Source organism: Streptomyces regalis (assembly GCF_001509475.1).
In the GTDB taxonomy this organism is placed as follows: domain Bacteria; phylum Actinomycetota; class Actinomycetes; order Streptomycetales; family Streptomycetaceae; genus Streptomyces; species Streptomyces regalis.
Window position 1 is genome coordinate 57,975 of sequence record NZ_LLZG01000375.1, and the last position, 16,606, is coordinate 74,580.

Consider the following 16,606-nt stretch of genomic DNA (forward strand, 5'->3'; position numbering starts at 1 on the left):
CACCACCAGGTCCCAGGGGCCCGGACCCCATGACCGGTCCGAGCCCCACCGGACCGTGTCGGCGTCAAGCGCCGTCACGGTCCCTTGCCGTCATCCGGCGCGGCGCCGCGTGCGCATCAGCAGCAGGAAGCCGGCCATGAGGAGAACCGCGCCTGCCGCGGCCGGCCACAGCGTGGTGCCTGTCTCTGCGAGCCCACCCCCGACCGCCTGCGGCTCCGTTCCACCGCCGGACTCCTCGCCGACCGCGGCGGGCTGCGTCTGCGCGGGCGTGCTTCCCGCGTCGGCTGCGTCGTCCGCCGAGCCGCCCTGCGCCGGGGCGGTGGCGTCCTCCGTGGCCGACGGGGTCCCGTAGGACTTGGGCGCCACCGTGCTCGACACGGTGGGCTTGTCGTCCTTCGCGGGTTCCGTCCCGGGCGCCTCGGTGGCAGGCTCGTCAGTCGCCGGCGCCTCAGTCGTCGGCGCGTCAGTCGGCTCGTCCTCGCCGTTGCCGGGTTCCGGGTCCTCGTTCCCGCCAGGCGGAGTGTCGGGAGACTGGCTCGGCTGCGGCTCCTGCGTCGGCTCCTCCTCGCCCGGGTCGCCGCCCTGGTCGGCTCCGGCGCCGCACTTACGGCCCTCGTTGATGCAGTCGACCATCTGACCCATCAGGTCCTCGGCGAAGACGTTGATGAAGTCGCCGTGGTCGGTGACCGGCTTGTGCAGCTGCTCGGGGAAGGAGTCCACCGCGAACAGCGGGGTCGTACGGCCGCCGTCCTGAAGGCTCGGCGCGTCGACGTCGTACACGATCCGCTGCACCAGCTGCGGAATGGCCTTGAAGCCCTCCGGGCAGCCGCCGTCGGCGGTCGCGAACGCCACGTGGGTGCGGTGGTTGGCGCTGTCGATGTTCTGTCCGTCCCAGCAGCTCTGGAACTTGAACGAGCGCACCACGTCGCTGCCCTGCGGGCACAGCGGGTACTTGTCCTTCAGCTGCCGGTCCTCGAAGCCGGTGCAGCTCCAGGAGGCGTTGGCGTTGGCGGTGCCGTTGACGAAGGCCTTGGCGTCGCCGGTGATGATACGCAGCAGGCGCGGCATCTCGGTGACCTTGCTGCGCGGGTTGCCCACGAACGTCAGCGTCACTTCCTTGGGAGTGACGATCTTGCCGGCGTTGCCCTCGATGCCGCCGCCGGGGGAGTTCGCGTCCTGCTCCTGGGTTCCGTTCTGCAGCCGCAGGACGGGCCAGTAGTACGTGGACTTGTCGCCCTGGTCGACACAGGTCGTCTCGGCGTTCGCCAGGTCCTCGTCGCTCGCGAAGGCGTCGTTGGCCTGGTTGCCGATGTAGTCGTGGAAGTGGTGGGCGCCGTTGGAGACACCGGGGGCCACGATCACGTTGTCGGAGTTGAACAGGCCGTTCTCGTTCACCCCGCAACTCGTGGCGAACGTGCCGCGCGAAGCGCCCTGCTGGACGGCCGGGCTGGGCACGTTCGGCTGTACGGCGGTGATGTCGGCGAAGTCCGCGGCGACGGGGCCGTTGCCGGCCTGGCCGCCGTTGCCGGGCTGTTCGCCGGCGCCCGGCTGCTCGTTGCCCTGGTCCGCGCCTTCCTGGCCTGCCTCGTTGTCGCCGCCCTCGTCCTGGCCGTCGTTCGCCTGGTCCCCGTTGCCGCTGTCGGCGGCGCGCAGGGTGCAGGGGGCGAGGGACTCCAGGCCCCCGGGCCGTTCTCCCTCGCGGTCGACGGCGATGGCGATGCGCTCGATCGTCGCGGTGCGCTTCTCCTTCAGCGGGTTCATGATCGCGCTGTCGGCGAAGCCGGCGTCCTGCTGGATGGCCTGGGCCGACTCCTGCAACCGCTGGTAGGCCTCGGCGATCTGCTGGTCCAGGAGGGCGAGTTCCTTCGCAACGTCCTCCTTCGCCCCGTCCGGCACGGCCGTCAGTCGGCTGCCGACATCCGGGCAGTCGATGGTGCCGGCCGGGGAGGACAGCGTCCGAGCTGGATCGGCTGCGCCGTCCTCGGTGGCCGAGGCATAGACGTTGGCCGCAACCAGGCCGCCGCCGCCCAACATCAGCGCGACCGCTGCAAAGGTCGCGCGCCGTGCGCCCGTGGGGCGTCTTCGCGTGCTGCGTCCCAAGGAAGTACTCCTACGCCTCGTGGTCGGTCAGGGCATGAAAATCCCCCGGCCTTATACGGAGACGAGCCGCGTCGTGTTCAAACGCCTCACGGATTCACAGAAATTCCTTACGACCGGGGTCAGTTCATGAGGCCCGCGGCGAGTGTGGCTCCCAGTTCCCAGCACGCCTCGACGTCGGCCTTGCCGGGCTCGCCCGTCACCGTCACGGGTCGTGCCGTGGGTCGCCAGTCGAGGCCGGTCGTGATCGAGTCGATCGCCCGTACGGCGCCGGTCACGTCGCTGCCGCCGTGGACGTAGTAGCCGAAGGGGCGGCCTCGTGTCGCGTCCAGGCACGGGTAGTAGACCTGGTCGAAGAAATGCTTGAGGGCTCCTGAGATGTAGCCGAGGTTCGCCGGGGTTCCCAGGAGGTAGCCATCGGCGTCGAGGACGTCGGACGCCGTGGCCGACAGTGCCGGTCGCCGCACGACCTCGACGTTCTCGATCTCGGGCGCCGTCGCGCCGGAGATGACGGCTTCGAGCATGGCCTGGCAGTTGGGCGAAGGGGTGTGATGCACGATCAGCAAGGTAGGCACACCCCGAACCCTGCCGTTGCGCTGCCGATCGACGCAACCGCGGAGGCTCAGACGGAGGTTCGGTCGGCGGCTTGGGCGGGGTCCTCCGCCTCACCTCGCGTGACTCCCGGCAAGGAGTTGACCCTGGCGACCGCCGAGGACAGCTGTTCCTGCACGGCGTCCGGCAACGCGTCGCCCTTGACCGCGGTGACCAGGTCTCCGGCCAGGGAGTGCAGTTTGGTGTTGGTGTTCTGGGAGGCCGCGACCAGCACCGTCCAGGCCTCCTCCGAGCTCAGGCTGAACGAGGCCATCAGGATGCCCCGGGCCAGGTCGATGGTCGGCCGGGTGTGCATGGCCCGTCGCAGTTGGGCGACTTCGATCAGCAGGTCGTAGTCGGCACCCTCGGACGTCTCCGTGTCCTGGGCGTGCCGGGCCGGCGCACCCCGGCCGTCCGGGCTCGGGCGGGCGAACAGCGCTTGCGTGCCGGTCAGGGTGAACAGGCGATCCACTGCCGTACTCGCGCGGTGGATGGTGATGGTCTTGGCCTGCTCCAGGGCTCGGTGGCGCAGGGTGAGCAGGACGTTGAGGGCGCAGCAGTCGCAGAAGGTGACGCCCTCCAGATCCAGATCGATGCCGCGGACCGAGCGGTTCAGGGCTTCGCGCAGGCCGCTGCGCAGGCGCTCGCTGGTATCCAGGTCGAGTTCTCCGCTCACCTTGACGGTGAGCCGGTCCCCGTCCGGGCGGACGGTGGTCACCAGCGGGCATGCCGAGTCTGCCGGCGATGCGCCTCCGGTGTCCGCAGGGTCGGTGATGGCCCCGGTCGGGGGGTTCGCAGAGGTTTCGAGCTCTGCCATGATCGCCTCTCCCTCAGGTGCTCCCCGTCTCCGTACCAGACTGAACCCGAACCGCGGGACACGTCAACAGATACATGAAATGCAGTACGTGTTTTTGTATACGTGAAACCAGTCGTAGTCTTGGTGCATGGATGGAGTCCCTGAGCCGCACATCGGATGGACCTTTCTGACGAACCATGCCCGCGTACTGGCGGCCATCGCCGACAACCCGAACATCCGCATCCGGAGTATCGCCGCGCACTGCCGGCTCACGGAGCGCGCCGTCCAGAAGATCATTTCCGATCTGGAGCAGGAAGGCTATCTGTCGCACACCCGCGAGGGACGCACCAATACCTACCGGATCGCCCCGGCCAAGGTACTGCGCCATCCCGCCGAAGCCGGACTGACGGTGGCGGCGTTGCTCTCGCTGCTCGCCAGGGACGAGGCCGATCGCACCTCCGGCACCCAGCAGCTGAGGACGGCGCGCCAGCGGATGCCGGTGGACGGCGGCTGATCGGCAGCGGGACCCGGCCGTCGACGCAACGCCGACGGCTCCGGCCCCAGCCCCAGCCCCGCCCCCGGCTCAGCACAGTACGCGCAGTGCTCCCGGCAGAACTCTGACCGTGACCGGGAGGGTCGCCTCGACCTCGCCGTCCGCGCCGTAGGGCACCTCGCGGTCGGCCTCGATGCGGATTTCCCTGCCCCGCAGGATCCGCACCTGGGAGCGGTGGACGTGGGCGCCCGTCTTGAGGTCGTTCATCAGGGCGAAGAACAGCCGGCGCGGTGCCTCCTGGATCATGACCACGTCCAGCAGGCCGTCGTCCACGCGGGCGTCGGGGGCGATGAGGCGGCCGGAGCCGTAGTAGCCGGAGTTGGCGGCCACGACCGTGTAGCCGGTGAGGGGGTGTTCCCGGCCGTCGACGGTGACCCGGTAGCGCGCGGGGCGCCAGGTGGTGACGGCGCGCAGTCCGCCCGCGTAGTAGGAGGCGGCGCCGCGCAGGAGTGTGGCGTTGTTGGCGTGACGGTTGGCCAGGGCGTCGACGCCCGCGTACACGCTGCCCAGGACCACGGTGCGGTCGTGGACGGCCGACTCGACTTCGATGGTGTCGACCTTACGGGGCTCGCGGTGGAGAAGTACCTGTGCGAGTGCCGTGGGGTCGGTGGGGAGGTTCAGTGCCCGGGCGAAGTCGTTGCCGCGGCCGGCCGGGACGAGGCCGAGCAGGGCGTCCGTGCCGCTGAGGGCGCCGCCGATGCCGCCGGCGATTCCGTCGCCGCCGACGGCGAGCACCACCCGGCCCCGCTGCCCGGCGTCCCGGGCGAGTTCCCGGGCGTGGGGCAGGCTGCGGCTGTACGCGGTCTCCAGGTCGGCCCCGGCCTCCCGCAGCAGCCGGGCCACCTGCAGCAGGGCGGCAGCCGAGGCGGATCCGCCCGCCGTGGGGTTGACGATGGCGGTGAACTGTCGCATCGGTGAGCCTTTCGGGCCGACGGGAGGAGGCTGCCGGAGACGGCGGGGGGCGGGGGCGGGGTGGCTGAGCGGCTGGGCGTGGAGTCAGTCGGCGGGCAGGAGGACGCCGGGGTTGAGCAGGCCCGCCGGGTCCAGTCGGCGTTTCACGGCTTGCAGCGCCTCGACGCCCAGGGGGCCCGCCTCGCGGACGTACCAGTCCCGGTGATCGGTGCCCACGCCGTGGTGGTGAGTGATGGTGCCGCCCGCGGTGAGGATCGCCTCGTTGGCGGCGTGCTTGGCCCTCTGCCAGTGCGCCACCGGATCGTCGCCCTGTGCCGAGACGACGGTGAAGTACAGCGAGGCGCCGTTCTCGTAGACGTGGGAGATGTGGCACATGATCAGGGGCGGGGTGCCGGCTTCAGTGAGCGTGGTGGTGAGGGCTTCGCGGACGGAGGCGTACAGCTCGGGGACGCGCGACCAGAAGGTCGCCGTCTCCAGTGTCTCCGCGAACGCCCCCGCGTCCAGCAGGGAGTCCCGGAGGTAGGGGGCCGAGTAGCGGCCGTGCGCCCAGCGCTGTCCCGGTTCCTCGCCGAGCGGGGTTCCGCCGCACTCGCGCAGGACGGCCGCGGCCCTCTGCCTGCGGTACGAGGTGTCCTCTTCCGTGCCTTCGTAGCCGGTGATCGCCATGCATCCCGCGAGCTGGAGTCCGGCGCCGTCGGCGCCGATGGCGTCGGGCTGGGCAAGGCCGATCAGTGTCTCGGTCTCGTCGGACAGCCGCAGCACCGTCGGGCGCGGGCCGTCCTGAGCGAGGCGGCGCAGTGCGGCGGCGCCCTCCTCGAATGAGGCGAAGCGCCAGCCCTCGTACACGCGGGTCTCGGGGACGGGGCGGATCCGGACCGTGACGGATGTGATGACGCCGAAGGCACCTTCCGAGCCGAGCAGGAGCTGGCGCAGGTCGGGTCCGGCTGCCGAGCGCGGTGCGCGGCCGGTGTCGATGGTGCCCTCGGGGGTGGCAAGGGTCAGGCCCAGGACCATCTCGTCGAAGCGGCCGTAGCCGGCGGATGCCTGGCCGCTGGAGCGGGTGGCGGCGAATCCGCCGATGGTGGCCCACTCGTAGGACTGGGGGAAGTGACCGAGAGTGAAGCCGTGTTCGGCCAGCAGCGCCTCGGCCTCGGGGGCGCGGAGTCCGGGTTGCAGGGTGGCCGTGCGGGAGACGGGGTCGAGGGCGAGCAGCTGGTCCATGCGCCGCAGGTCCAGGGCGACGAAGGGGCTCCGCCGGGCGGGGGCGAGGCCGCCGACGACGGAGGTGCCACCGCCGAAGGGGACCACGGGCAGACCGTGTTCGGCGCAGGCGCGCAGCACGGCGAGCACGTCGTCGTGGTCGGCGGGCAGTACGACGGCTGCGGGGAGGTCGTCGACTTCGCCGTCGCGGATGCGGAGCAGGTCGGGGGTGGACTTGCCGCGGGTGTGCCGGATGCGGGTCTCGGCGTCGGTACGGACGTGCTCCTGGCCTTCGACGGCGGCGAACAGGGCCTGACGCGCGGCGGGGTCGAGGCTCGGCTCGGGTACGGCGATGTCCTCCAGGGCGACCGGCCCGGCGGTGCGCGGCTTGACGCCGAGCAGGTCGCGCAGCAGCCCGGTCACCGTCTCGGGCAGCGGGGCCGCCTTGGCCGGGTCGCCCCAACCGCTCCACAACATGTCCATGGCCGTCGTCCTCACCGGTCGATTCGAGCGATGCCGTGTCCCGGACGGCCTCGCAGGCGTTACACTGTGACACATGACGCCTATTCGTCACAACCACTCGGACAGCGACGCGGTGCTCGACGCGGTGCGCGACTGCGTCCTGGCCGTCGGAGTCCGCCGTACGACGCTGACCGACGTGGCCCGCCGCGCCGGTGTCTCCCGGATGACGCTGTACCGGCGGTGGCCCGATGTGCGCACCCTGGTGGGGGACTTGATGACCCGGGAGTGGGTCGCGGTGGCCACCGGGGCCATGCCCGAACGGCGCCCCGGGGCCGAGGCGCGCAGCCTGATCGTCGACGGGCTCGTGGCCGGGGTGGAGGCCTTCCGCGCCCATCCGCTGTTCCGGAAGATCATCGACGTCGATCCGGAACTGCTCCTCCCCTACGTCCTCGACCGCCGCGGCGCCAGCCAGCAGGCCCTCCTCGCACTGCTGGCCGATGCCCTGCGGGAGGGCCACGCCGACAAGTCGGTGCGTGCCGGACACGTCGAACGGCAGGCGCGGGCCCTGCTGCTGATCGTCCAGTCCTTCACGCTGTCCCTGCGGACCATGACCGACGAGGACGACGCCGACCTGAGCAGCGAGGCCTTCCTGGCGGAACTGCGCAGCATCCTCGAGAGGACCCTGACGCCATGAGCCCCACCACTGCTCCCCCGGTTCCCGGATCGTCCCTGTCGGCCGCCCGGCGCTCGCGCGAACTGGCCGAGACGGTCGGCGGTCCGGGCGTGGACGTCCTGGTCGTCGGGCTGGGCGCGACCGGGGCGGGGGCGGCTCTGGACGCCGCCGCCCGAGGACTGTCGGTCGTTGCCGTCGACGCGCACGACCTGGCCTTCGGCACCTCCCGCTTCAGCAGCAAGCTCATCCACGGTGGGCTGCGCTATCTCGCCTCGGGGCAGCTCGACGTGGCTCACGAGAGCGCGGTCGAACGCGGCGTGTTGATGGAGCGCACGGCACCGCATCTGGTGCGGGCCCAGCCCTTCGTCCTGCCCCTCACTCCCTTGGTCTCCCGCGGCCAGTCCGCCCTGGCCCGGGCCGGGTTCCGGGCCGGTGACACCCTGCGCCTGGCGGCCCGCACGGCCCGCGCCACGCTGCCCGCCCCGCGCCGGCTCTCCGCGGTGGAGACCCGGCACCTCGCGCCCGCCCTGCGCGCCCAGGGCCTGCGCGGTGGCCTGCTGTCGTGGGACGGCCGGCTCACCGACGACGCCCGCCTGGTGACCGCGATCGCCCGCACCGCCGCCGCCCACGGCGCGCGGATACTCACCCGGGTCAGGGCCCTGCAGCTCACCGCGTCCGGCGCCCGGATACGCGACGAACTCACCGGCGAGGAGGGCGAGATCAGGGCCCGCGCCGTGATCAACGCGTCCGGCGTCTGGGCGGGCGGCCTGGTGGACGGCATCCGGATCCGCCCCTCACGCGGCACCCATCTCGTCCTGCGCGCCGACCACCTCGGCCCCCTGCCCGCGGGGCTGCACGTCCCCGTCCCCGGGGAGACCAACCGCTTCGTCCTCGTCCTGCCCCAGGGCGACGGCCGGGTCTACGTCGGGCTCACCGACGAGCCCGTCGACGGCGGCATCCCCGACGTTCCCGAGGTACCCGAGACGGACGTCGGCTTCCTCCTGGACGTCCTCGGCTCCGTCCTCGACGTCCCGGTCCAACGCGACGACGTCGTGGGCGCGTTCGCCGGACTGCGCCCCCTGCTCGACACCGGCCCGGCCGAGCATTCCGGCACTGCTCCTCGGACGTCCGACATCTCCCGCCGGCATGCGGTCCTCACCTCGCCGGAGGGCGTGATCACCGTGGTCGGCGGCAAGCTCACCACCTACCGCCGCATGGCCGAGGACGCCGTCGACGCCGCCGTCACCACCCGCCGGCTCACCGCCGGCCCCTCCCCCACCGCCGCACTCCCCCTCGTCGGCGCCGCATCACCCGACACCCTCGGCTCCCTCCGCGCACCGCGCCGCCTCGTCCAGCGTTACGGCACCGAGGCACCGGCCGTCCAGGCGCTCGGCACGCGCGATCCCCGGCTGGCCGAACCTGTCCTGCCGGGGCATCCCGTCACCGCCGCCGAACTCCTGTGGGCCGTACGCCACGAGGGAGCCCTGGACGAGGCCGACCTGCTCGACCGACGCACCCGTATCGGGCTGGTGCCCGCCGACCGGGCGGCGGCGCTGGAGGCCGCACGGGAGGTGCTGGGAGAGGCGTGGGCGCAGCAGGGGTGAGTGCTGGTGGGCCCGGCAGAAGGCGGGAGCTGGGGCGTTTGCCGGAAGGCGTGAGCCGATGGGTCCGCCGGAAGGCGTGAGCCGGTGGCCTGGCGGAAGGCGCAACGCGGGTGCGAGCGCTCTCCGTCAGGCGTCGCCGCGCCGCATGCGCCACACGTTGTCGTCCCGGAAGCCCTTCCCGCCGTCCGGTGACAGGCTCGCCCTGCGCACCGTGTCCAGCGTCTCCAAGGTCCAGTCGTCCTTCGGCAGCGCGAGTTCGTCGAGGACGCTCTGCAGCGTCGGGAACTCCGCCTCGAAGGGTGGCTCGCTCTGCCAGGACGGCCAGCCGGCGTGCATGACGATCAGCAGGGTGCCGCCCGGCGCGACCGCCTCCGCGGCCTGGCGCAGGATGCGCTGCTGGTCCAGCGCGATCGGCGACTGCAGATACTGCGCGTTCACCAGGTCGAAGGAGCCCTTCGGGAACGTCTCTCCCAGCACGTGACGTTCCCAGGCCGTACGGTCGCTCAGGCCGGCCTCGGTGGCGTGCAGGGCGGCGCGCTCCAGGGCCGTGTGCGAGATGTCGACGCCGGTGACCTGCCAGCCGCGCGATGCCAGCCACACCGCGTCGGCCCCTTCACCGCAGCCCAGGTCGAGCGCGCTGCCCGGTTCGAGTCCGGAGGCCTCGCGTACGAGCAGGGAGTTGGGGCGGCCGCTCCACAGCCGCCCGCCGTCCCGGTAGCGGGCCTCCCAGAACTCGGCGGCCTTCAGGGCAGGGGTGTCGGTCATGGCGCCTCCCGGGTGCGCAGGTGTGGTGGCGGGACTCGGACGGCCACCGGGGCTGCCGGTCCACGCTGAAGAAGCCTGTGGGACGGCGCGAAGGGAAGCGAACAGTCTTGCCGATTCGGCAAAAGCCACCGGCTCGACGACAGGCCGGTGACCGCAGGACCACGACCTTGGCGTCACACCTCCAGCCAGAAGCCCGCGCGGGTCAGCCAGAGGTCGAGGAGCGCCGCGTCGCCGTGTGTCTCGATGGCAGGTGCGGGGCGGCGGTAGAAGTACAGGAGCAGGTCCATCGCCGGGCCGCGTGCGGTCGCGGTGGCGTGGTCGGCACCCGCGCGCCAGACGGGGTGCCTGCCCGTGAGATCGACGAGCCATTCTCCGGCGTCGGTCGCGTCGAAGTGGAGCGTACGGTCGGGGCCGAGCAGGTCGGGCAGGTCCGGCCGGGGCTCGAAGGCCTCGGGGAAGGTCGAGTACTCCAGCCACTCCTCCACCGCGTCGACGGCGAGATCGCGCTCCAGCGCGAACTCCGCTCGGGCCGCCAGGGCCGCGTCGGCGCGGTGCACAGCGGTCTCGTACGTCATACGCCGCGCCCAGAACGCCACCGGCGCGGACCGCTCCTCGGAGGGGTTCCATGCCCGTGCCTCGGGCCCGGCGGCGCGGAGGGCGGCGCTGAGGTTTGCGGCGCCTTCGAGGAGCCACGGGACCAGGAACGACTCGTCCTCGTGGGGGTGCGCGGTCGGGTCGTTCACCAGGTCACCGGGGATCGGGGCCGTGGCCCGGGTCCGTACGATCTCCTCCGCCCAGCGGTGGTCGCCGCCCACGTGCCGCAGCAGTTGGCCGAGGTTCCAGCCGGGGCAGGAGAGCACCGGGGCGGTCATGTCCGCGCCCCTCACGTGAGCGGTGAGCCGTTCGGTCTGGGTGACGATCTCGTCGCAGTAGCGGTCGAAGGTCAGCGAGGTCATCGCCTCATGATGCCGCAGGGCCAGGAGCCGCCTTGTCAGTGGTCTCGGATACTGTGTGCCGCCTGAGCAAGATCAGGAAGCAGGATCGGGTGGGGAGAGAGAACGATGCTGGTGGGGGCGGGACATGTACGGCGCCGGCTGGCCCAGGTGGCTTTGCTGGCCGGGGTGCTGACGGGCTGTTCGGGGGCTGCGGAGGACGCCGACACGAAGACGTCGGCGAGCGCTTCCGCCTCGGCCGACGCGGCGAGTGACAGTGATACGGCGGTGAAGAGCGGGGGCACCATCGGCGCCGCCGGATCGGCCTGTGAGCTGCCCGTCACGTTCGACATCGCCGAGGACTGGGAGGCGGAGGCCGTCGACACCGGGGCGGCCGAGAAGAAGGTGGCCGACAGCGGTGACGGGGCCGCCGAGTCCGAGAAGGACGAGCTGGCCCAGGAGATCGCCGACGCGCTCCTGTACCAGGGCCCGGTCGCCGCCGCCTGCGAGGTCGACGCCAAGCCGGCGGGGAACATCGGCTTCCTCCGCGTCTGGACGGGCAAGCCGAGTGACGTCGACGCACGCACCGTACTGGAGGCCTTCGTCGCGGCGGAGAACGGCGCGAGCAAGGAGAAGTACAGCTCCTTCAAGGCGGGCGACCTGACAGGTGTCGAGGTGAAGTACCTCTACACCAGCGAGCTCCTGGAGGAGACGAAGGAGGAGTCGGCCATGGCCGTCACCACCAAGAAGGGTCCGGTCGTCATACACCTCGGCGGACTGGACACCGACGAGCACCGGGCGATGCTGCCGGCGTACGACCTGGCCAAGCGGACCCTGCGCATCACCTGAGCAACGAGTGTGTCCGGCGCGGGCGGAAAGGGCGCCGCGCCGGACACATCGCCGTGAGTGGGTCGGGCAACACGTACCCGGGGCTCGTCGACGCTCCGGCGGCCAGGGTGCCGTTGCCGTTGGGCCTCATCGTCATGACGTTGCCGCTGCTGTCCCAGGTGGGTGTGCCGTTCCACGTCGCGGAGCTGTAGGTCTCCGTGCAGGCGGCGCCGGGGTGCCGCCGCCGGAGGAGCCGCCGAGTGCAGTCAGGACCGCGGTGTACACCGGCTTCTTGTTGTAGTTGCCGTCGAACGGCAGCGGCGTTCCGCTCGCGCGCCACGAGGCCGTTGCCGAGCTTGTCCCGGAAGGGCGAGCTGCGCAGGGCACCGCTGCTGCCGTCCTGGAAGGCCTCGTTGACGACGTCCCAGGAGTGGATCTTGCCCTTGTAGTGCTGTATGACCTGGGCGATGTGGTCGTTCATCGCCGATCTGAGATCGAAGGTGAAGTTGCCGCGGGTGCCCTCGGTGGCGTCCCGCTTCATCTCGTTCTCCGGCGTCACCGAGTTGAACTCGGTGTTGAGCGTCGAGACGTACGGGGCCTCGCCCAGGTGGTTCGCCGCGACGGCGGCGCCGAAGTACCGTCCCTTCTCGGCGGCCGCGGCGCCGAGCGTACTGGCGGCATCCGCGGTGCCCGCGAGGGCGGTGAGGCCGGCTGCAGGCCCCAGGAGCACCTGTCCCCGGCGTCAACAGACGTCACACCCCCAAAGCGGGTCCGCTTATCCGCGGTCGGTGAGGAAGCGGTCGAGTGCCACCGTCAGTTCCGCCGGCTTCTCCACCGGCAGTTCGTGGCCGGCGTCCAGGATGCGGATCACGGCGTCCGGGTAGGCCTTGGCCATCCGCAGCATCTGGGCGACGGGCAGCTGGATGTCGTGATAGCCGTGGACCATGAGGGTGGGCGTGTCTATCTCGCCGACTCTGTCCAGCACGTCGAAGGCCCGCATCGCGCCGTACAGCGTCATGACGACCTCGCGGGGCGTGTCGGCGGAGGCGCGGATGTACGCGCGGACCTCCTCGCGCGGGTAACCGGGCGCGAAGGCGCGCTGGATGTTGGCGGCGACGAACAGCTTGAAGGGGGCGAGCGTCGAGGCGGCCATCAGCAGGGCGCGGCCCCGGCTGTAGGCCATCCTGCCGATGGAGTTCACCAGCACCATGTGCTCGACCCGCTCCGGGTGGGCGAGGGCGATGGTCTGCGCGATCATGCCGCCCATGGAGTGACCGATGATCACGAACCGTTCGATCTTCAGGTGATCGAGGAGGGCGAGGACGTCCTTCGCCAGGTCGTCGATCGTGCGCGCCCCCGATCCGCTGCTCTCGCCGTGCCCGCGCAGGTCGAGGCGGACGACTCGGCGCTTCTCGGCGAAGTGGGCCACCTGGTGGTCCCAGCGGTGCCGGTTCGCCGTCCAGCCGTGGACGAACACCAGGGGCACACCGTCGCCGTCGCGGGGGCCCTCGTCGTCGTACGTCAGGGTCGCGCCGTCGACTTCGAGCTGCGGCATGGGGAGCCTCCTGGTATCCAGTTTCTCGTTACTGACCGGTACGGTAGCCGGGCCCACCGGCTGTCGTCACCGGCGTTCGCCCAGGAAATCGAGGATGTGCCCGAACACGTCGAGGGCCGCTCCCCTGCCGAGGAACGTGTCCAGGTGGCCGTAGCCCGGGATCTCCGTGTACGTGATGTCCAGTTGTGGTTGGCGGTGGGCGAGGACGTCGTGGCAGAGCTTCTGGGAGTCGAGCCACAGGCCGTTCTCGCTGCCCGCGAGAAGCAGGACCGGGGTGTCTATGCGGGCCGCCGCGTCCAGGGCATTTTGCGGGAGGGCCCGGTAGCGGTGGTCGGTGTCGTGCCAGCGGACCACGGTGCGGGCCAGTTCGATGCGGCGCAGGTGCGGCAGGATCGACAGCGGGGCGGGGCCGAGGAGTTCGGCCAGGCGGTCGTGGGTCGTGTCGGTCAGGTGCTCGTGGACGAAGAGGCAGGCGCCGGTTCCCCAGGCCGAGTTGTGCAGGATCTGGCAGGTGGGGTCCGGGCAGCTCGCCTTGCGGGAGGCCAGGGCGAACAGCGGGGTGTACTTCGACCACAGGCCGACCTTGCGGAAGTCGACGGGGATGTGGTCGATACGGGACTTCAGGAGTTCCCCGGCCAAGGTCATCCGCAGGGAGGTGCGGCCCGCGAGCTTCGGGGTGAGGAACACGCCCTGGGACACCACGCCGGCCAGCCCGGGGACCAGGCCCGCCGTCATGCTCATCGAGAGGGTGAGGGAGCCTATGCAGTGGGCGACGACGAACAGGGGGCGCTCGCCGATACGGGTGCGGATGTGGCGCACGGCGTCGGGGATGTCGTAGAGGGCGACGTCGTCGTAGGTGTAGCGGCGGCCCGTCTCGTTGTACGGCAGTCGGCAGCTGCCTCGCCAGTCGAGCAGCCAGGGCTCGTAGCCCTCGTCGAGGAGGGCGTCGACCAGGTTGCGGGTCTCGGGCAGCAGGAACATGTCGGCCGAGGCCGTGTGTCCGTGCAGGAGCAGGACGGCGGGGCGGTCATGGGCGGGGGCGCGGTCGCCTGTGTCGATGCGGGTCAGGCCGAGGCGTACGCCGTCGGTCGTGCGGAACGGGATCTCCTCGACCGTCGCCGGGTCGAGGCGGTGGTGGAGGAGGCGCAGGGTCGTGGTGGTCCTGACCCTGCGCAGGGCCGGCCTGGCGGTCCTGGGGTTCGAGGTTCTGAAGATCATCGGTGGTGCTCCGTGGGAGTCGGGGTGCGGCGCAGGTCGAGCAGGTCCGCGGCGGCCCGGGCGAAGGGGCCGAGCAGGCCACGGCCCATCTCCAGACCGAACCAGGCGAGCCAGGTGAGCTTGGCGGCGCGCTTCTCCTGACTGGTCAGGTGCGGGTCGACCTTGATGCCGTCGATCTGGTCGCGTACGTAGGAGTCGGCGGGGACGACGACCTCGCCGGCCAGGCTCGCCGGTTCGCCCTCGCGGCCGAGCTGCACGGTCAGGGCGCGGGTCTGGCGCCAGAGGTCGCGGCGGGCCCGGGCGTACTTGTGGCCCTCCAGCCACCAGCGGCCGCCGTCGGTGTCCGTCAACTCCAGGCGGTAACGCAGGAGTTGATGGCGCAGGCCGTGCCGGTGCGGGATGCCTTCCTCGGGGCGGATCCAGATGTCGCCGCGTTCCACGGTCAGCGGCTCGGGGTGCAGGGCCGGGCAGGTGACCTCGCCGCGGACGTCGACGCGGCGGTCCGTCACCAGTTGGTGCATGCTCGCGATGGAGAGGGTGAGGGACATCGAACACGAGGTGTCGGGCGTGGCTCCGATCGGGCCGACGGTGCCTTCGGTGATCTCGGTGAACCACAGGTAGGGCTGGTCGTCCTTGTGCGGGAGGTGGGCCAGACCGTCGTGGGCGAGGCGTTCGAAGGTCTTCAGCTGGGCTCGGGCGTCGTAGCGGGAGGCCGGGCGAAGGCCGAGGGCCTCGACGAGTGCGGTGGTGCGGTCGGCTGTGGCGGCCGGGCCCTTCAGGGTCGCCTCGCACAGTTTCAGGGCGGTGGGGCTCTGCAACACGCGGGTGAGGAAGGCCAGTTCGGAGATCGGGTCGGCCTGGAGGCGGGCCAGGGCGTCGGTGCGCCACTCGTCCCAGTCCTGGACGCGGACGTGCATGCCGCCGAAGGCCATGTCCCGTACGACGTCGTCGAGGGTGTTGGGGACGCCGGTGAGGTTGTAGTCGAAGCCCCAGGCGTCGGGTTCGCAGATGACGGCGACCGCGACGCGGCTGACCCAGTCGACGGGGGCGGCGTTGAGGTAGCGGAAGGCGGGGACCGTGCGGAAGCGGCCGAAGGCCGAGATGAGGCCGCTGCTGAGGTCCTGGGGGTTGTAGGCGCCGGTCTTGGTGTGGCCGCCGATGCCGCCGGGGCGCAGGGCCGTGACGACGAGGCCGTGGTCGCGGGCGCGGCGCAGGGCGACTTCCGCGGCCCACTTGGTCTGGTCGTAGCCGGCGACGAGGCGGTCGATGTGGGCGAGCGGGTCGTCCTCGCCCATGGAGGGGATGCCGACCTCGTTGAAGACGGCGATGGAGGAGATGTGGTGCAGGGGCTTGGGGCGCCCGGTCGCGGCGAGTTCGGCGAGGGTGAGGGCGCCGAGGACGTTGCTGGTGCGCAGGGACTGGTAGCCGCGCAGGAAGTCCACGGCGGCCGCCACACCGACGATGCTGTCCACTTCGTGGGCGAGGGTGTTCCAGCGTTCGTCGGTGAGGCCCAGGTGGGGGTGGCGGATGTCGCCGGGCAGCACGGTGATGCGGCGGCGGATCTCCGACGACCAGGGCAGCGCATAGCCCTTGACTGCCTCGCCGAGGCGGGCCACGGCCGCCTCCTCGTCGGCGGCCCGGACCAGGCAGTACACGTGGGCGTCGCTGTGGCGCAGCAGGTCCAGGAGCATGTGGCTGCCGAGGAAGCCGGTGGCGCCGGTGAGCAGGATGCGGCGGGGCGGGAGGGGTTCGGGCGAGGCGGTGAAGGGGAGGCGGTCGGCGAGGGCCAGGTCGGCGAGGATCTGGGTGAGGTCGTCGGGGCGGGCCGTGGAGTCGGACGGGGTGGTGAGGGACCGGGCGGCAACCGGCGGGGCCTGAACCGGCTGCATCACCGCCGGAACAGCCGCTTCCGGTACGGCCGCTACGGCCGCGGCGGATCCCGTGCTCTCCAGCGCGCGCCTGGCCAAGCTGATCGGCCTGGCGTCGGCGAACACCTCGTCCAGGTCGACCGACACACCCAACTCTTCCTCCAGCGCCGAGACGAGCTCCACCGCGTTCACGGAGGTGCCGCCGGCGTCGAAGAAGTCGGCGTCGGGCGCCAGTTGTCCTGCGGGGACGTAACGGCCCGCCACTGCTGCGACGGCGGCGGCGAGGGCGTCCACCTCGCGGGGCGGGGTGCTGTGGACGGGCACAGGGGTGCCCGGGCCGGCCCCGCGCGGCGTCGGAGGGTCCGCGTCATCCGGTCGCACGGTCGCCTCGGCCGACCCTGTGACCTTGGCCAGCAGGTCGGTCACGGTCAGGCCGACGCCGCCCCGCTCGATCGCCTCCGCGGTCGCCCGCTGGTCGGCGGCTGCCGACACGTTGTCCTTCATCTCACGCATGAGAGCCCTTCACGGTGTTGCCCTGCCCTTTCATCCCTG

General features: G+C 71.6%; 14 protein-coding genes and 1 pseudogene. 4 read left to right on the forward strand and 11 right to left on the reverse strand.

The annotated features are described in order from the left end of the window. Window positions 1-90: 90 nt before the first annotated feature. From ADL12_RS36560 to ADL12_RS36570, 3 genes are all read right to left on the reverse strand, one after another. Complete coding sequence (locus ADL12_RS36560; protein WP_062710722.1) at window positions 91-2,034, reverse strand: DUF1996 domain-containing protein; 1,944 nt, start codon at window positions 2,032-2,034, stop codon at window positions 91-93. Window positions 2,035-2,219: 185 nt separating this feature from the next. Beyond that, complete coding sequence (locus ADL12_RS36565) at window positions 2,220-2,672, reverse strand: flavodoxin family protein (RefSeq protein ID WP_062710724.1); 453 nt, start codon at window positions 2,670-2,672, stop codon at window positions 2,220-2,222. A gap of 47 nt (window positions 2,673-2,719) precedes the next feature. Then, window positions 2,720-3,505, reverse strand: coding sequence for an anti-sigma factor antagonist (locus tag ADL12_RS36570; RefSeq protein WP_079052464.1), 786 nt, complete (start codon window positions 3,503-3,505; stop codon window positions 2,720-2,722). A 127-nt stretch (window positions 3,506-3,632) separates the two neighbouring features. Between ADL12_RS36570 and ADL12_RS36575 the strand changes: the two genes are divergently transcribed. After that, a complete protein-coding gene (locus ADL12_RS36575; RefSeq protein WP_062710727.1) occupies window positions 3,633-3,998 on the forward strand; it encodes a helix-turn-helix transcriptional regulator in 366 nt (121 codons plus the stop codon). A 69-nt stretch (window positions 3,999-4,067) separates the two neighbouring features. Here ADL12_RS36575 and ADL12_RS36580 read toward each other — a convergent pair whose 3' ends face one another. Together ADL12_RS36580 and ADL12_RS36585 are read right to left on the reverse strand one after the other, a co-directional pair. Continuing rightward, entirely contained in the window at window positions 4,068-4,949 is an 882-nt protein-coding gene (locus tag ADL12_RS36580) for a YegS/Rv2252/BmrU family lipid kinase (protein WP_062710730.1), read from the reverse strand. An 84-nt stretch (window positions 4,950-5,033) separates the two neighbouring features. Further along, window positions 5,034-6,632 carry an FAD-binding oxidoreductase gene (locus ADL12_RS36585; protein WP_062710734.1) on the reverse strand — a complete coding sequence of 533 codons (1,599 nt, stop codon included), beginning with the start codon at window positions 6,630-6,632 and terminating at the stop codon, window positions 5,034-5,036. A 73-nt stretch (window positions 6,633-6,705) separates the two neighbouring features. Between ADL12_RS36585 and ADL12_RS36590 the strand changes: the two genes are divergently transcribed. Further along, window positions 6,706-7,305 carry a TetR/AcrR family transcriptional regulator gene (locus tag ADL12_RS36590; RefSeq protein ID WP_062710737.1) on the forward strand — a complete coding sequence of 200 codons (600 nt, stop codon included), beginning with the start codon at window positions 6,706-6,708 and terminating at the stop codon, window positions 7,303-7,305. Next, window positions 7,302-8,888: a glycerol-3-phosphate dehydrogenase/oxidase gene (locus ADL12_RS36595; RefSeq protein ID WP_062710740.1), complete on the forward strand. Its 1,587-nt coding sequence runs from the start codon at window positions 7,302-7,304 to the stop codon at window positions 8,886-8,888. Before ADL12_RS36590 ends, ADL12_RS36595 begins: the two co-directional genes overlap by 4 nt. A gap of 126 nt (window positions 8,889-9,014) precedes the next feature. Here the strand turns inward: ADL12_RS36595 and ADL12_RS36600 are convergent, their stop codons facing one another. Together ADL12_RS36600 and ADL12_RS36605 are read right to left on the reverse strand one after the other, a co-directional pair. Next, a complete protein-coding gene (locus ADL12_RS36600; protein WP_062710743.1) occupies window positions 9,015-9,653 on the reverse strand; it encodes a class I SAM-dependent methyltransferase in 639 nt (212 codons plus the stop codon). 173 nt (window positions 9,654-9,826) lie between these two features. Further along, window positions 9,827-10,609 carry a maleylpyruvate isomerase family mycothiol-dependent enzyme gene (locus ADL12_RS36605; protein ID WP_062710746.1) on the reverse strand — a complete coding sequence of 261 codons (783 nt, stop codon included), beginning with the start codon at window positions 10,607-10,609 and terminating at the stop codon, window positions 9,827-9,829. Window positions 10,610-10,714: 105 nt separating this feature from the next. Here ADL12_RS36605 and ADL12_RS36610 point away from each other — a divergent pair, with 105 nt between their 5' ends. After that, window positions 10,715-11,434, forward strand: coding sequence for a lipoprotein (locus ADL12_RS36610; protein WP_062710749.1), 720 nt, complete (start codon window positions 10,715-10,717; stop codon window positions 11,432-11,434). On the opposite strand, the pseudogene ADL12_RS36615 reads toward ADL12_RS36610, so the two are convergent. From ADL12_RS36615 to ADL12_RS36630, 4 genes and pseudogenes are all read right to left on the reverse strand, one after another. Further along, window positions 11,427-12,143, reverse strand: a pseudogene (locus ADL12_RS36615) (endo-1,4-beta-xylanase). The gene ADL12_RS36610 and the pseudogene ADL12_RS36615 overlap by 8 nt on opposite strands. 45 nt (window positions 12,144-12,188) lie before the next feature. Next, a complete protein-coding gene (locus tag ADL12_RS36620; protein WP_062710753.1) occupies window positions 12,189-12,968 on the reverse strand; it encodes an alpha/beta fold hydrolase in 780 nt (259 codons plus the stop codon). Between the two features lie 66 nt (window positions 12,969-13,034). Then, window positions 13,035-14,186 carry an alpha/beta hydrolase gene (locus ADL12_RS36625; protein ID WP_062710755.1) on the reverse strand — a complete coding sequence of 384 codons (1,152 nt, stop codon included), beginning with the start codon at window positions 14,184-14,186 and terminating at the stop codon, window positions 13,035-13,037. Continuing rightward, window positions 14,183-16,567: a thioester reductase domain-containing protein gene (locus tag ADL12_RS36630; protein WP_062710757.1), complete on the reverse strand. Its 2,385-nt coding sequence runs from the start codon at window positions 16,565-16,567 to the stop codon at window positions 14,183-14,185. Before ADL12_RS36630 ends, ADL12_RS36625 begins: the two co-directional genes overlap by 4 nt. Window positions 16,568-16,606: the final 39 nt, after the last annotated feature.

Bases quoted from the DNA above. Each gene is read 5' to 3' on its own strand.
- ADL12_RS36600 (WP_062710743.1), bottom strand. From the start codon at position 9,653: ATGACCGACACCCCTGCCCTGAAGGCCGCCGAGTTCTGGGAGGCCCGC.
- ADL12_RS36610 (WP_062710749.1), top strand. From the start codon at position 10,715: ATGCTGGTGGGGGCGGGACATGTACGGCGCCGGCTGGCCCAGGTGGCT.
- ADL12_RS36575 (WP_062710727.1), top strand. From the start codon at position 3,633: ATGGATGGAGTCCCTGAGCCGCACATCGGATGGACCTTTCTGACGAAC.
- ADL12_RS36620 (WP_062710753.1), bottom strand. From the start codon at position 12,968: ATGCCGCAGCTCGAAGTCGACGGCGCGACCCTGACGTACGACGACGAG.
- ADL12_RS36570 (WP_079052464.1), bottom strand. From the start codon at position 3,505: ATGGCAGAGCTCGAAACCTCTGCGAACCCCCCGACCGGGGCCATCACC.
- ADL12_RS36630 (WP_062710757.1), bottom strand. From the start codon at position 16,567: ATGCGTGAGATGAAGGACAACGTGTCGGCAGCCGCCGACCAGCGGGCG.
- ADL12_RS36595 (WP_062710740.1), top strand. From the start codon at position 7,302: ATGAGCCCCACCACTGCTCCCCCGGTTCCCGGATCGTCCCTGTCGGCC.
- ADL12_RS36585 (WP_062710734.1), bottom strand. From the start codon at position 6,632: ATGGACATGTTGTGGAGCGGTTGGGGCGACCCGGCCAAGGCGGCCCCG.
- ADL12_RS36580 (WP_062710730.1), bottom strand. From the start codon at position 4,949: ATGCGACAGTTCACCGCCATCGTCAACCCCACGGCGGGCGGATCCGCC.
- ADL12_RS36605 (WP_062710746.1), bottom strand. From the start codon at position 10,609: ATGACCTCGCTGACCTTCGACCGCTACTGCGACGAGATCGTCACCCAG.
- ADL12_RS36625 (WP_062710755.1), bottom strand. From the start codon at position 14,186: ATGATCTTCAGAACCTCGAACCCCAGGACCGCCAGGCCGGCCCTGCGC.
- ADL12_RS36590 (WP_062710737.1), top strand. From the start codon at position 6,706: ATGACGCCTATTCGTCACAACCACTCGGACAGCGACGCGGTGCTCGAC.
- ADL12_RS36560 (WP_062710722.1), bottom strand. From the start codon at position 2,034: ATGTTGGGCGGCGGCGGCCTGGTTGCGGCCAACGTCTATGCCTCGGCC.